This is a genomic window from Ornithinimicrobium cerasi, from assembly GCF_003702705.1.
Lineage (GTDB): Bacteria > Actinomycetota > Actinomycetes > Actinomycetales > Dermatophilaceae > Ornithinicoccus > Ornithinicoccus cerasi.
Genome location: NZ_QZMN01000011.1, coordinates 133,091 through 146,591 on the forward strand (window position 1 = coordinate 133,091; position 13,501 = coordinate 146,591).

At 70.8% G+C, this 13,501-nt stretch carries 14 protein-coding genes; 11 read left to right on the plus strand and 3 right to left on the minus strand.

Annotated elements, in window-relative coordinates; genetic code table 11:
- The first annotated feature begins 113 nt into the window (after positions 1 to 113).
- Positions 114 to 2,444 carry an ATP-binding protein gene (locus D4B81_RS13610; protein ID WP_122263130.1) on the plus strand — a complete coding sequence of 777 codons (2,331 nt, stop codon included), beginning with the start codon at positions 114 to 116 and terminating at the stop codon, positions 2,442 to 2,444.
- A 237-nt stretch (positions 2,445 to 2,681) separates the two neighbouring features.
- On the opposite strand, the gene D4B81_RS18900 is transcribed toward D4B81_RS13610, so the two are convergent.
- The 3 genes from D4B81_RS18900 to D4B81_RS13620 form a co-directional block, all read right to left on the minus strand.
- Positions 2,682 to 3,230 carry a P-loop NTPase family protein gene (locus D4B81_RS18900; RefSeq protein WP_237565998.1) on the minus strand — a complete coding sequence of 183 codons (549 nt, stop codon included), beginning with the start codon at positions 3,228 to 3,230 and terminating at the stop codon, positions 2,682 to 2,684.
- Positions 3,231 to 3,267: 37 nt separating this feature from the next.
- Positions 3,268 to 3,678, minus strand: a complete 411-nt coding sequence (locus D4B81_RS18905) for a hypothetical protein (protein WP_337189879.1) — start codon at positions 3,676 to 3,678, stop codon at positions 3,268 to 3,270.
- Between the two features lie 688 nt (positions 3,679 to 4,366).
- On the minus strand, positions 4,367 to 4,879 hold the full coding sequence (locus D4B81_RS13620) for an SRPBCC family protein (RefSeq protein WP_122263131.1): 513 nt from the start codon (positions 4,877 to 4,879) through the stop codon (positions 4,367 to 4,369).
- Positions 4,880 to 4,951: 72 nt separating this feature from the next.
- Here D4B81_RS13620 and D4B81_RS13625 point away from each other — a divergent pair, with 72 nt between their 5' ends.
- The 10 genes from D4B81_RS13625 to D4B81_RS13675 all read left to right on the plus strand — a co-directional run bounded on the left by D4B81_RS13625 (position 4,952) and on the right by D4B81_RS13675 (position 13,160).
- Positions 4,952 to 5,407 (plus strand): SRPBCC family protein, encoded by a 456-nt coding sequence (locus tag D4B81_RS13625; protein WP_161965165.1) that lies wholly within the window; start codon positions 4,952 to 4,954, stop codon positions 5,405 to 5,407.
- Positions 5,404 to 5,961: a TetR/AcrR family transcriptional regulator gene (locus tag D4B81_RS13630; RefSeq protein WP_122263133.1), complete on the plus strand. Its 558-nt coding sequence runs from the start codon at positions 5,404 to 5,406 to the stop codon at positions 5,959 to 5,961. Before D4B81_RS13625 ends, D4B81_RS13630 begins: the two co-directional genes overlap by 4 nt.
- A gap of 2 nt (positions 5,962 to 5,963) precedes the next feature.
- Positions 5,964 to 7,277, plus strand: a complete 1,314-nt coding sequence (locus D4B81_RS13635) for an FAD-dependent monooxygenase (RefSeq protein WP_122263134.1) — start codon at positions 5,964 to 5,966, stop codon at positions 7,275 to 7,277.
- Positions 7,249 to 8,484: a glycosyltransferase gene (locus D4B81_RS18190; protein WP_161965166.1), complete on the plus strand. Its 1,236-nt coding sequence runs from the start codon at positions 7,249 to 7,251 to the stop codon at positions 8,482 to 8,484. The genes D4B81_RS13635 and D4B81_RS18190 overlap by 29 nt, the downstream gene beginning before the upstream one ends.
- Before the next feature lie 204 nt (positions 8,485 to 8,688).
- Positions 8,689 to 9,480, plus strand: a complete 792-nt coding sequence (locus tag D4B81_RS13650) for an SDR family oxidoreductase (RefSeq protein ID WP_122263135.1) — start codon at positions 8,689 to 8,691, stop codon at positions 9,478 to 9,480.
- The gene (locus D4B81_RS13655; RefSeq protein ID WP_122263136.1) at positions 9,477 to 10,073 is read left to right on the plus strand and encodes a TetR/AcrR family transcriptional regulator; all 597 of its coding nucleotides are present in this window, start codon (positions 9,477 to 9,479) and stop codon (positions 10,071 to 10,073) included. The genes D4B81_RS13650 and D4B81_RS13655 overlap by 4 nt, the downstream gene beginning before the upstream one ends.
- Positions 10,074 to 10,130: 57 nt before the next feature.
- On the plus strand, positions 10,131 to 11,099 hold the full coding sequence (locus tag D4B81_RS13660) for an NAD-dependent epimerase/dehydratase family protein (protein WP_122263137.1): 969 nt from the start codon (positions 10,131 to 10,133) through the stop codon (positions 11,097 to 11,099).
- 159 nt (positions 11,100 to 11,258) lie between these two features.
- A complete protein-coding gene (locus tag D4B81_RS13665; protein ID WP_122263138.1) occupies positions 11,259 to 12,116 on the plus strand; it encodes a CPBP family intramembrane glutamic endopeptidase in 858 nt (285 codons plus the stop codon).
- Positions 12,117 to 12,259: 143 nt separating this feature from the next.
- Positions 12,260 to 12,625, plus strand: a complete 366-nt coding sequence (locus D4B81_RS13670) for a hypothetical protein (RefSeq protein WP_202613697.1) — start codon at positions 12,260 to 12,262, stop codon at positions 12,623 to 12,625.
- Positions 12,626 to 12,707: 82 nt separating this feature from the next.
- Positions 12,708 to 13,160 (plus strand): SRPBCC family protein, encoded by a 453-nt coding sequence (locus D4B81_RS13675; RefSeq protein ID WP_122263140.1) that lies wholly within the window; start codon positions 12,708 to 12,710, stop codon positions 13,158 to 13,160.
- The last annotated feature ends 341 nt before the right edge of the window (positions 13,161 to 13,501 follow it).

The window sequence follows — 13,501 nt, forward strand, 5'->3', positions numbered from 1 at the left end:
CGAGCCTGCCTCACTGCCGCGGATCCAGGACACCGCTGTGGGTCGGACACTGCCCGGACACTCACCCCGGTCGAAGCGGTCGTCCCGCAGCCGGCCGTTGCTAGCATCGCGTCATGGACGGCGCCTCGGGCGGCGGCCCACCGACCTTCGCACAGCGGCTCCGGTCGTTGCGCGAGGCCGCATCGCTGTCTCAGGAGGCCCTCGCGGAGCGTGCTGGCATCTCCACAGACGCCGTCAGCTCGCTGGAGCGAGGCACCAGGACACATCCCTACCCGGCCACCGTGCGCGCCCTGGCAGATGCCCTCACGCTCAGCCCTGCCGAGCGGGCGGCCCTGACCGCGGCTGTGCCCTCACGTCACCGTCCGAGCGCCAGCGGCCGGTCCGCGCCCGCCGGGCCACGTGCCCAGGTGCCTGTTGCTCCGACGCCGCTGCTGGGGCGGGAGGACGACGTCGCTGCCCTGAGCCAGCTCCTCACGGATCCCGCCCAACGGCTGGTGACTCTGACCGGCATCGGTGGTATCGGCAAGTCCCGGCTTGCGGCTGCGGTCGCCGAGCGTCGCGCGGGACAGGACCGTGACGGCGTCGTGTTCGTGGCACTGGATTCTGTACCGCACGAGTCGCTCATGCTCGCCGAGATCGGACTGGCGGCTGCTCTCCGGGGTCCGCATCTCACCAGCGGCGAAGAGGCCATCCCCACCGACCTCACCGCGCTACAGGCCTTGCTGGTGCTCGACAACGTCGAGCACCTGACCGGCGCCGGACGGGTCGTGGCAGATCTCCTGTCCAAGTGCCCGGATCTGACCGTGCTGGCGACAAGTCGAGTCCCGTTGCGTGTCCGCGGGGAGTTCGAGTACGCGGTCCCGCCCCTAGCCCTGCCCACAGTCTCGGACCCGGAGTCCTTGTCCGACTTCCCCGCAGCGGCGCTGCTCATCCAACGGGGCCGGGCTGTCCGCAAGGACTTCGCTCTCCGGCCGGACGACGTGGCCGCGGTCGTAGGCATCTGCCATCGTCTCGGCGGGATTCCGTTGGCCCTCGAGCTGGCGGCCGGAGGACTTCGAGCCTTCGACCCGCCTGAGCTCCTCACCAAGCTCGAGGAGGTCCTAGAACTGCCCGGGCCGCTCGACCTGCCTGCCCGGCAGCGCACCCTCCGTGCGGCGCTGGACTGGAGCTACGCACAACAGAGCGAAGCGGACCAGACGTCCTTCAGACAGTTGGGGGTCTTCGCGGGCGGCTTCTCGCTCCAGGCTGCCGAGACCGTCGTCGGCGCGACACCGGCTGCCGTGGACCGTCTCACCACCTACTCGCTGTGCGCCCTGGCACGCACCGATCAGGGCCACTCCCGGTACGCGATGCTCCAACCGATCGCGCACTACGCCCGGTCCCTCCTGTCCGAAGACGAATCGGAAGACGTGCACCGCGCCCATGGCGACTTCTTCGTCTCGCTCGCCGAGCGCGCGACGTCTGGATACCACGGCGACCACCAGGCCGACTGGATGCAGCACCTCGATCGCGAGACCGCCAACATCTCCGCCGCATACGAGTGGGCAGTCCGCAGCGGTGCCGGAGACCTGGCCGGCAGGTTCGCCTCCGCCCTGTGGATGTACTGGTGGATGAGAGGCCAGCTGCGCTGGGCACGTCCCATGCTGGAGCGAACCCTTCGCCTCCCCATGACGGAGACCATCCGCGCGCGGACGCTGATCGCGGCAGGCGGCATCGCCGAACCCGGGGTCGACATACCCGCCGTCGAGGACCGCTACCGACAAGCCCTGGACCTCGCCGTCAAAGAAGGGGATCAGACGACGGCGGCCAGCGCCTTGCTGGCCCTGGGAGCCATCGCGCTTGAAGCTCACCGCCTGGACACCGCTCAACAGCGGCTGGTGCGAGCACTGCAGACTGCCTCGAGGGCCGGCGACTCAGCTGAGTGGTACACCGGGCATGCGCACATCCTCCTCGGCGCGACACTGCGGTATCGAGGTGACCCACGCGCAGCCATCGACCAGGTCCGAGCCGCACTGGAGTCGGCGCGAGCCCGCGGTGACGGGGTCGCGACGACGATCGCGCTCTACAACCTGGGGCAGGCTGAACTGTCCCTGGGTCGACACCAGGTCGCCGCGCGACATCTGCGCGAGGCGGTGCCCCTGTGCCTTGCGATCGACGATGCGCCCAACCTGGCGCTCATTCTGGACGCCCTCGCGGCCGCCGCTCTGACCACCGACCCCGAGCGCGCCGCGACCCTGCTGGGAGCCGCAGAGGCCATGCGGCACAGCGTGGGTTTCGCCGGGTATGGCTCCTACGCACCAGACCGTGCCCGCAGAGACTGGGCCGCCGACCAGGCTCGTCAAACACTGGGTGAAAGCAGGTACCACGGCGCGGTGCAAGCCGGCCGCTCGCTCGACCTCCACTCCGCAGCCGCGTTAGCCCTCGAACCGGTGTACCAGCACTGAGTCCTTCACAACAGCATCACCGCACCCTCAGCGACCGATCACCGGATTTCCCGCGTGTCGCTCGTGCCCAGTACGAGACGCGCCAACAGGGGTGCGGCACTCGTCCTCAGCGGTGCCGACGGCTGAGCGGACGGGTCCAGGTTCGGGGGCTTCCGCGTGCGAGGGTGCTGCAGGGCGGCACCAGGGACTCGAGGACCATCGTGGTCTTGCCCGACCCCGAGACGCCGGTGACCGCGGTCAGCCGGCCGACGGGTACGTCGGGCTCGAGGGGATGGACGGTATGCAGCGCGCCCGTCGCCAGGTGGATGGTGCCGTGCGCGCGACGTCGGCCGGGGCGGCCGTCGCCCGCACCACGTGCGGCTCCCGGCCGGTGAGGAAGCCGGCGAGCCTGGAGGCAGGCGCGGCTGCGAGGGCTGCAGGGCTGCCCTTGGCGATGACGGTCCCACCCTCGCTGCCCGGCCCGGGACCCATCTCGATCAGCCAGTCCGCCTGCCGCAGGACGTGGACGTCGTGGTCGACGAAGACGACGGAGTTGCCGTCGGCGAGCAGGGCCTGCATCACGCCCACCAGCCCGTCGACGTTGGCGGGGTGCAGCCCGATGGACGGCTCGTCGAGGACGTAGAGCACGCCGGTCGTGCGGTTGCGGAGGGCGCGGGCCAGTTGCGCGCGCTGCCGCTCGCCGGTCGACAGCGCGGCGCCGGCGCGGTCGAGCCCGAGGTAGCCGAGGCCGAGCTCGACGAGGCGCCGGGCCATGTCGACCAAGGTCTCCACCAGCCCTTCGGCCATCTGGCGCATCTCGGCCGGGAGACCGGCCGGGACACGGTCACCGCTCCAGCGCCCCGGCCAAGGTCAACGCCGTGACCTCGGCCAGGTCGAGCCCGCCGATGCGCGGCCCCCGTGCGGCGGGGCTGAGCCGGGTCCACCGACAGTCCGGGCAGGTGCCCTCCCGGAGGAACCGGCTGACCCTGGCCAGCCGCTTCTCGGTGTCGGCCCGCTTGAGCTCCTCGGTCACCGTCAGCCGAGCGTTGCGGAAGGTGAAGTCCAACTCGTGCAGGCCCTTCCGGCTGGGGACGGTGATGTGCTTCTTCTCCTCCGCCCCGTCGAGCACGATCTCCCGCTTGGCCTCGGTCAGCTCGCTCCACGGCACCTCGGTGCGGACCCCCAACTTGCGCGCGATGGCCGGCTGCACGTTGAAGCCGAACATCTGCCACGGCAGGACGTCCCCGTCGTCCAGGCTCTACGTCGGGTCGGGGACGAGCGTCGCGGCGTCCACCGTGCGCACCACCCCGATGCCCTGGCAGCGGGGGCAGGCTCCGGTCGAGTTGAACGACAGGGCCTCCGCCCCTGGAGGACGCACGCGTGCTCCGCATACCGGGCAGGGAAAGGGGTCTCGGCCGCGACGTCGATCGTCGGCGGCACCCGGTGCCCGTTGGGGCACAGGTGGGACGCGAGCCTGGAGAACATCAGACGCAGCACGTTCAGCAGCTCGGTCGAGGTGCCGAAGGTGGAGCGCACGCCGGGCACGCCGGGTCGCTGCCACAGGGCCGCGGCCGGGACGTGCTCGAGGGAGTCCACCGCCGCGCGGGGTGCTTGGGCCATCCGCCGGCGGGTGTAGGTCGAGAGCGCCTCGACGTAGCGCCGGGACCCCTCGGCATACAGCACCCCAGCGCCAGCGAGGACTTGCCGAGCCGGAGACCCCCGCGGCCCCGATGAGGGAGCGCAGCGGCACGTCGACGTCGACGTCCCTGAGGTTGTGGACCCGGGCGCCCCGCACGCGGACGGCGTCGGAATGCTGGGATTCGGGATGGGGCGCCACGGGTACAGGCTCAGAGTTTTGTGCGTGTCCTCGCACTGTCGCGACCCGGGGCGGGTGACCCTCGGCAGCGCGGTCAATGCGCACCCGGACGTGGGTGCGGAGCCGCTCAGCCGACCTCGGACCTGCTGACGGCTGCTGCCAGCCGCTCCAGGGTCGCGGCCATGGCTCGCTCCATACGGTCTGGGTATCCCGGCAGCTCGACCGTGAGCCGGGGCAGCAGCGCCCGGGACCAGTCGTAGGTCTGAGTGACCAGCGTGGAGCGTCCGCCTTCCGTCGGCTCGAGCTCGAAGCGCCAACGCTGTCCGCCGACCACCCGCACCCCGGCGACCTCGCCGGTCGTCTCCCAGGCGATCAGCCGGTCCGGCCGGTACTCGACGACGCGGTTCACCGACCGGTAGCTCACCCCACGCTGACACATCGCCATGGTGAAGCGGCTGCCCAGCACAAGACGTTCGGGCCCGTGCGGCCGGCCCTGCAGCATGCCCGAGCCGTCGAGCTCGTCGTGGCGGCCGACATCCGTGAGCAGCGAGAACACCGCTCCGGGCGGTGCGTGCACCACCCGCTGACGCGTGCGTCGGCGCGCCGGCCGGTCCCGCCCGTCGGTGAGAGCTGCGTGCATGACCTGACCTCCGTGTGCGTCGGAGCCGCCGCGGTGTGGCGCGCCCGGAAACATGAGTGTACCATCTGGTACATGATTGTGGTGAGCAGAGGACGGTCGACCGCAGCGCCCGAGCAGGTGTGGGCGGTGCTCTCCGATGTGGACGCTTGGCCCCGGTGGGTCCCGACGGTGACGAGCGTCGCGCGCGCGTCCGGTCCGGACGGCACACCTACTAATCCGGCGACGGCACCTGGGGTGGGCAGCGTCTTCGAGGTCGTGCAGTCCCGGCTGGGGCGGGCCCGCTGGGTCGTGACCGAGTGGGAGGTCGGACGCTCGTTCACCTGGGTCTCCTGGCGACCGGGCGTGCGGAGCACTGCCACCCACCGGCTACGCGCCGAGCAGGGCGGGACCGGCATCGAGCTGGGCATCTCGTGGTCGGGGCAAGGCGCGCGGGTGGTCCGGGCACTCGTCGGGCGGCTGACGCAGCGGTACACCGAACTGGAGCTGGGCGCGCTCGTCGCCACGGCCGAGGGCCGGTCCGACGGATGAGCGCCCGGCAGGACCTGCTCGACCGGGTGCTGACCTGGTTCGTCGAGAACGGGGTCGGTGACACGAGCCTGCGGACCCTCGCCGCCGGCTTGGGGACCAGCCACCGGATGCTGATCTACCACTTCGGGTCTCGGGACCGTCTCCTCGGCGCGGTGGTCGAGCAGGTGGAGCGCCACGAGCGCGCAGTCCTGGAGCAGCTCCTGGAGGAGCAGGACGACCCCGCGGCGGCGGCGATGGCCTTCTGGGGTCACGTCGCCGACACGGCCGGCACCTTCGCACCCCTGTTCTTCGAGCTGTCCGGGCAGGCCATGCAGGGTAAGGAGTGGGCCGCGCCGCTGCGGGAGTGGCTCGTCGAGGGCTGGATCGAGGCCCTGGGCGAGCTTTACCGGAGGGCGGGACTGAAGGGGGATGCCGCCGAGCGCACCGCCCGGTTGACCTTGGCGATGGCGCGCGGCGTGCTGTTCGACCTGGCGCTCACTGGCGACCGGGCGACCGCGGACGCGGCCGTGGCCAACTTCACCGCGCTCCTGACCGGTGCGGAAGGGAGTGGATGAGGATGAGAGCGCTGATCTGCGGAGCCGGTATCGCTGGGCTGGCACTGGCTCAGCGGCTGACCGCCTCCGGGTGGGAGGTCACGGTGGTCGAGCGAGCGCCGGGCCCCCGGGAGCAGGGGTACATGATGGACTTCTTCGGTCTGGGTTACGACGCGGCCGAGGCGATGGGCCTGCTGCCGCGGCTGCGCGAGCTCGGTTACCGGCTCGACGACGTCAGCTACGTCGACTCCTCCGGACGGCGCAGGGCGAGCCTGGACTACGACCGCTTCGCCCGGCTGGTCGATGGGCGGCTGCTGAGCATCATGCGTCCTGATCTGGAACTGGCGCTGCGCGAGCAGGTCGAGGGCGACGTCGTGCTGCACTACGGGCGCACGCTCGCCAGCGTGGTGGCCGTGCCGGACGGCGTGCGGGCGGTGCTGACCGACGGCACCGTGCTGGAGGCCGACCTGCTGGTCGGCGCCGACGGCATCCACTCCCATGTCCGGGCGATGATCTTCGGGCCGGAGTCCCGCTTCATCCGCTACCTGGGCCTGCACACCGCGGCATACATCTTCGACGACTCCCACGTCCGGCGGCAGCTCGGCAACCGGTTCTCCCTCACCGACACGGCGGACCGACAGATGGGGCTGTACGCGTTGCGGGACGGACGGGTCGCCGCGTTCGCCGTGCACCACGACTCCGACCCAGCGATCCCGGACGACACCCGCGCCGCCGTCCGGGGCACGTACTCGACGCTGGGCTGGGTTGTCCCGCGGGCGCTGGAGAGCTGCCCGCCGGCGTCCGAGCTCTACTACGACGTGGTCGCGCAGGTGGAGGTGCCGCAATGGCACCGCGGCAGAGTTGTCCTGCTGGGCGACGCCTGCCAGGCCGTCTCGCTGCTCGCCGGTCAGGGTGCCTCCCTTGCCGTCGCCGGCGCGTACGTGCTGGGCCAGCAGCTGGCGGCCGGGGGCCCAGTGGAAGACGCCCTGGCGCGCTACCAGCAGGCCTGGAAACCTATCGTCGAGGCCAAGCAGGAGGTCGGCCGGCGCGGCGCGAAGTGGTTCCTGCCGTCGTCACGGGCGCGGTTGTGGCTGCGGCGCGCCTCGCTGAAGCTGAGCGCTCTCCCCGGCTGGGACAGGGTCGCCGGCACGGGTCTGGTGGGCAAGACGCACCTGTCCCTGACAGACCTCGGTGCCGATGCGCCGCGGCTCACCTCGATGCAGTCTCCTACGTCGGCCGAGCCGTCGGAGACGACGGTGCCCAGGACGGGCGCGACGACTTCGGGAACACCTGGGAAGTTGGTGTGCCGTGCGGATTCTGCTGCTGACCGCGGGTAGTCGCGGGGACGTCGAACCGTTCGTGGCGCTGGGCCAGCAGGCCCTCGACCGCGGGCACGAGGTGTGCCTGGGTGTCACCCGGGAGTTCGTGGACCCGATACGGGCCGCCGGCCTTGACGTCGCCACCCTCGAGGGCGACTTCGCCGACCTGGTGGCCCAGCAGGGGGTGTCGGCCTGGGCGGCGCTGCGCTCCTACCGCACGGTGGTAACACCGATGATGGCCGCCGTCCTGCGCTCAGCCGCCGAAGCAGCCCTCGCCTTCCGCCCTGACGTTGTCGTGCACCATCCGAAGGTGATATCCGCCCCGGTGGCTGCCGCGCGGCTGGGCGTGCCGCACGTGCTGGTCGAGCTCGTGCCAACCTTGACTCCGACCCGCGCCTTCCCCGCGGCCGGAGTCACCACGGTGAACCTGGGGCCGCTCAACCCCCTGACGTGCCGGGCCACCGCTGCCACCTCGGGCATGTTCGCCGCCACCTTGCGCTCCATCCGCAGCGACCTGGACCTACCGGTCCGCGGCCCGCTACCTCCACCTGGGCTCACCCTTGTCCCCGTCAGCACCGCGCTGCTCGAGCGACCCGCGGACTGGCCGCAGACCACTCAGATCACCGGCGCCTGGCATCGCGCCGGGGTGGACCCCTGCGCAGCGGGCGGGCTCGATGCCGAGGTCGAGGCATTCCTCGACGCAGGGGAGGTCGTCTACGCCGGCTTCGGCTCGATGGCCGCCGGGGACCCCGCAGCGCGCGCCCACGCGATCGTCGGGGCTACGCGCGCCACCGGCCGACGCGTCCTTCTCGTCACCGGATGGGGCGGGCTGGCAGTCCCCGAGGACCTCGCGACCGGTAATGACGTCCTCGTCCGCCGAGACCTGCCGCACGCCGCGGTCCTGCCTCGCTGCGCCGTCGCGGTGCACCACGCCGGCGCCGGCACCACCCACGCGGCCGTCCGCGCGGGCACAGTGTCGATCCCCGTGCCTTTCCTGGCTGATCAACCATTCTGGGCCGCGCTGCTGCACCGGCGCGGCCTCGGTACAGCCCCGCTGCCCGCACGGCACCTCACCACCGCAGCGCTCACCAAGGCGCTGCAGTCCTTACCCACTCCCGCCGCCGCAGCACGTGCCGCACAGACTATGACCCCGCGAGGACGGTTGCGGGCGTGCTGTCCGGCTCATCGAGCACGTCGTACACGCACGGTAACACCGGCCCATTGACACGCTAACATACGGCACCGTATGGTAAAATCCATACGCAACCGTATGGAGCCTCTCCCAGGGGGCGAGCCAGACCGAGAGAAAGCTGAAAGTCATGGCGTTGACCATCGACAGCCAGACTGCCGCCCCGGTGGGGACCATGCCGACGCCTTCGAGGGCCGGTCGTCCTCTCACTGAACCGAGGACCGTGGGAGCAGGGGCGCCGTGACCATCCTGGTCACCGGTGGCACCGGGGTGCTGGGACGCTGCGTCGTCGGCAGGCTCGTCGCTGCCGGGCACCGGGTCCGGGTCCTGAGCCGAGACCCGTCCCGCTCGTCGACCGTCCACGACGTAGACCTGTGCGCCGGTGACCTCCGAGAGTTAGCCAGCCTTCGGCCCGCCCTGTCGGAGGTCGACGTCGTGGTGCACTGCGCCTCCGACGCCCGGTCGCCGGAGGCGGTCGACGTCGCTGGGACGTCGAACCTCGTCGCGGCCCTGCGAGGTCTCGACGTCGGCCACCTGGTGTACGTCTCGATCGTCGGCGTGGACCGGATTCCGATCAGGTACTACCGCGCGAAGCGGGACGTCGAGGCGATCATCGAGAACCAGGGCGTGCCGTGCACGATCCAGCGGGCCACCCAGTTCCACCCCTTCGTGGCCGAGATGCTGGCCAGGTCGGCGCGCAGGCCGTTCATCGCCTGTCCGACAGGCTTGCGCTTCCAGCCGATCGCGGTCGAACAGGTGGCGAACCGGGTGGCGCAGCACGTGGAGGCCGGCGCGGCCGGGAAGGCGGCCGACCTCGGCGGGCCGGAGGTCCTGACGCTTCACCACCTCGCCTCCACCTGGCTGTCAGCCGCCGGTCGGCGACCTCGCCCCCTCCTGCCGGTGCCGTTCCCCGGAGCTGTGGGGCGGGCGTTCAAGGACGGTGCGAACCTCTGCCCGGAGCAGTCGTCACGCGGACTCACCTGGACCCAGTACCTTGAGGCCAGCCACAGCCCAGAGGGGGCGGTCAGATGACCACCGCCGGTTCGGCACGCAGGCTGAGCCGGGACGACTGGCTCGACGCGGCGATGACCGCAATGGCCCACGGGGGCGTACGCGGGATCCGGGTCGAACCACTGGCCAAGGCCATGAGGACCAGCAAGGGCAGCTTCTACTGGCACTTCCGTGACCGTGCCGACCTGGTCCGGGCGACCCTCGAGCGGTGGGAGCAGCTGGAGACCGACCGCGTGATCGAGGTCGTGGAGTCCACCACCCATCCTCGTGAGCGGTTGCGACGGCTGCTTGCCATCGCGCACCGGCAGGATCCGGAACGGCCAGACCCCAGCGTGGCGCTGACCGGCGACCACGACGACCCGGTCCGGGTGGTGCTGGAACGCGTCACTGCCCGCAGGATCGGCTTCGTCGCCGAGCAGCTCATGGCGCTGGGCATCGCACCTGAGGAGGCCGCACGGCGAGCGACCCTCGCCTACACCAGCTACCTCGGCTACGCCGCGCTCGTCCGCAGCGCCCCTGGCGTCCTGCCCGCAGACCAAGCCGTCCGGCGCTACATCGAGACGGTCCTGACCGTCCTCGTGTCCACAACCACGGAGCACCGCCGCGATGGCTGACCCTATGAAGGTCGAGCGCCTAAGCCAAGGTACGGCGCCTGAGCGAATGGAAGACCGATGAACGAGGACCGGGAGCTTCACGTGGTGATCGGTGCCAGTGGCGGCACGGGGCGTGCGCTGGTCCGCGAGCTCCACGGGCGGGGTCGGCGGGTGCGCGCGGTCAACCGCAGCGGTCGGGCCGACGTACCGCCGGGGGTCGAGGTCGCGGCCGGTGACGCACGGGACGCGCACCGGATGCGCGAGGTGTGCCGGGGGGCGGCGGTGGTCTACAACGCGGTCAATCCGCCGTTCCCGGACTGGCTCCAGGCGTTTCCCGCCGCCGTTGACGGAGTGCTGGCCGGAGCCGGCTCCAGCGGAGCCCGCATGGTCTTCGTCGACGACACCTGGATGTACGGCCGCACGACCGGCCCGATGACCGAGGACCTGCCGTACCGTCCCGTCAGCAACAAAGGTGTCCTGCGCGCATGGCTGGCCGAGCGGGTGCTCGCCGCCCACGAGAGCGGTCGTGTCCGGACAGTCATCGGTCGAGCCCCCGAGCTCTACGGGCCGGCCGTGGAGTCGCTCCTGGGCAGCAACATCTTCGGCCCGGCCGCCAGAGGAGGCCTGGCCCTGTGGGCCGGCGAGCTGGACCAGCCCCTGACCCCGATGTTCATCGATGACTTCGCCCACGGACTGGCCGAGCTCGGCGAGCGGGAAGAGGCGCTCGGCGAGGTGTGGCACCTCCCGACCCCCGCGCCGACCACCGCCAGGCACCTGCTCGACCTGGCCGCCACCCGGTCGCAGCGGCGGATGCGCGTCCTGAGGGTCCGCGAGCCCGCTGTTCGCGCCCTGGGCGTCGTATGGCCGGTCGCGCGGGAAGGTGCCGAGATGCTTTACCAGTTCCGCCAGCCCCACACCATCGACTCCAGCAAGTACCGCGCCGCCTTCGGCCCAGGACGTGTCACGCCGTACGAGCAGGGAGTCGACCGCACCCTGGCCTGGTACCGGGCCACACCGAAGCGACCCATCACCGCCCTCGGACGCTGACACTTCATGTCCGCCGCCTGGCTGAGGTCCCGACACCGTCGATCCCACGCACCTTCTCGACAGGAGCAGACCATGTCCTCCGCCTCTGTGCGCCAAGTCTCCGCAGCGGACCCTGCGGACGGTGGGTCGGTCATCCGATTCATTCGCCGAAGGCCTCTGGTGTCGTTCTTCCTCTGGGCCTACACCGTGGGGCAGGTCCTGCCCTGGTCGGTGATGCTGGCGGGGCTGGCGGACCGGGCGTGGCTGCTGTCGGGATCGGTGGTGGTCAGCACGCTCGTGGGGTTGCTGCTGCCCGCCCTGGTGATCACCTGGATCGCCGACGGACCTGAGGGGCTGCGCCGGCTGTGGCGACGAGCGGTGAAGATGCGCGTCGGCCTGGCCTGGTACGCGGCCGCATTCCTGCTCGTGCCGGCGCTCGTCCTGGCGGTCGGCGTCCTGCTCGGCGGAACGCCTTCGGACCGCTCCGCCGGCTTCCTGCTCGCCGCGCTGGGACCGCACCTCCTGCTGCCCCTGGTGATCACCTTCGTGCTGATCAACTGGTGGGAAGAGGTCGCCTGGATGGGCTTCGTACAGGCTCGGCTGCAGGACTGGCGCGGGCCGCTGCTCGCCGCGCTGATCGTGGCACCCTTGTTCGCGCTGCAGCACAGCGCGCTGGTCGCTGGGCAGGGCGTCCTGGCCGCTGCGGTGCTGATGGTCGTGCTGACCGTGCTCGCCGTGCCGTTCCGGATCGCTGTCGGCTGGGTCTACAACCGCACAGGCAGTCTCTTTCTGGTCGGACTCGTCCACGCGATCGGCAACGCCACGACCGGTGGCGACGGGATCAACGCGGGCTACCTGCGCCACCTGTACCCGGGCAACAACAACGTGACGATGGCGCACCTGCTCGCGATGTTCCTGCTCGGGCTGCTCGTCCTCCTCGTCACCCGCGGCCGACTGCTCGAGGCCGGCACCCCGGAGCCGCAGGAGCGCTCGCCACGGGATGCGGCGACCGCGCACGGGACAAAGGACCAGTCATGATCGGGGCCAGATGGGGAGTGGACGACAGCGAAACGGCCCTGACGTACCCGTGCGACGGGTTCCTGCCCGCACCCACGCTTCAGGTATGGCGAGGGGTCACCGTGCATGCGCCGCCTGAGGCCCTGTGGCCATGGCTGACACAGGTGAGACTCGCGCCGTACTCCTACGACTGGATCGACAACCTCGGACGCCGATCACCGCGCGAGCTCCTCGAGCTGCCGGAGCCCGCGGTCGGTGACCGGTACACAACTGCCGGGCGACGTGAGATGGGCCGCATCGTCTCCCTCGAGCATGGACGCCAGCTCACCGCAACGATCCTCGGGGCGTTCATGTCCTACCTGCTCGTGCCAAGGGAGCACCAGACCACACGGTTGTTGCTCAAAGTCGTCATGAACCCCAACCGCCTGCTCGCGCCAGCTCTCTCCGTCGGCGACCTCGTCATGGCCAGACGTCAGCTGCTGAACCTCAAAGCGCTCGCCGAGCAGGGGCCGCGCCCGAACACGAGGTGACCCATTTCGACCACCTCACCCGCGACCACCAACACCGCCAGACCGCCCCCTTGACGGCCTTGGCCTGACAAAGGAGAAGCACATGGATGTGCGCAGCGACGGGCGGTCCACCGCCGCCCCCCAGAAGGTGTGGTCCGTGCTGTCGGCAATCGAAGGCTGGCCGGCATGGACACCGACGGTCACCTCGGTGACGAGGGAGACGGCTGAAGATGACAGCCCACGGACTCCCGGCAGCATCGGCGTGGGCAGCAGATTCTCGGTGACGCAACCACGGTTGGGCCGAGCCACCTGGGTGGTCACGGAATGGGAGGAAGGACGGTCCTTCACCTGGGTGTCCCGACGACCGGGGATCCGCACGACCGCCACCCACCAGGTGCACCCCCAGGACGCCGGGACGCGCATCGAGCTGGCCATCACCTGGGACGGGCCCGGAGCCTGGCTGGTCCGTGCGCTGTTCGGACGGATGACCCAGCGCTACACGGACATCGAGCTCAAGTCGCTGGTGGCAGCCGCGAAGGCCAAGCCATCAGCGTGAGCGCTCGAGGAGGGACAGCTGGATCGCGTCGCCGCCCGAGTCGCCTCCACCGGCGTGCATGACACCAGCCTGGCCCTCGCGCGGCCGGGCTGGTGCCAGACCACCGGAGACGTCCTACAGCGCGAACCGCGGACACGCCCGACGCGCCGTGAACACATGCCGACCCCATCCCGGCGGTTGCACCTCCGCAGACCGCCTTAACAAGCGCCATGCGCGGCGCACGACCACAGGAGAATCGTGGAACTTGCCACCCGAGAACGAACCTACGCCTGGAAAGACCCCTCATCCACTCTTGTCGCTGGCGCCACTCAGGACGGCCTCACCCTCCTGCGGGCCATCGG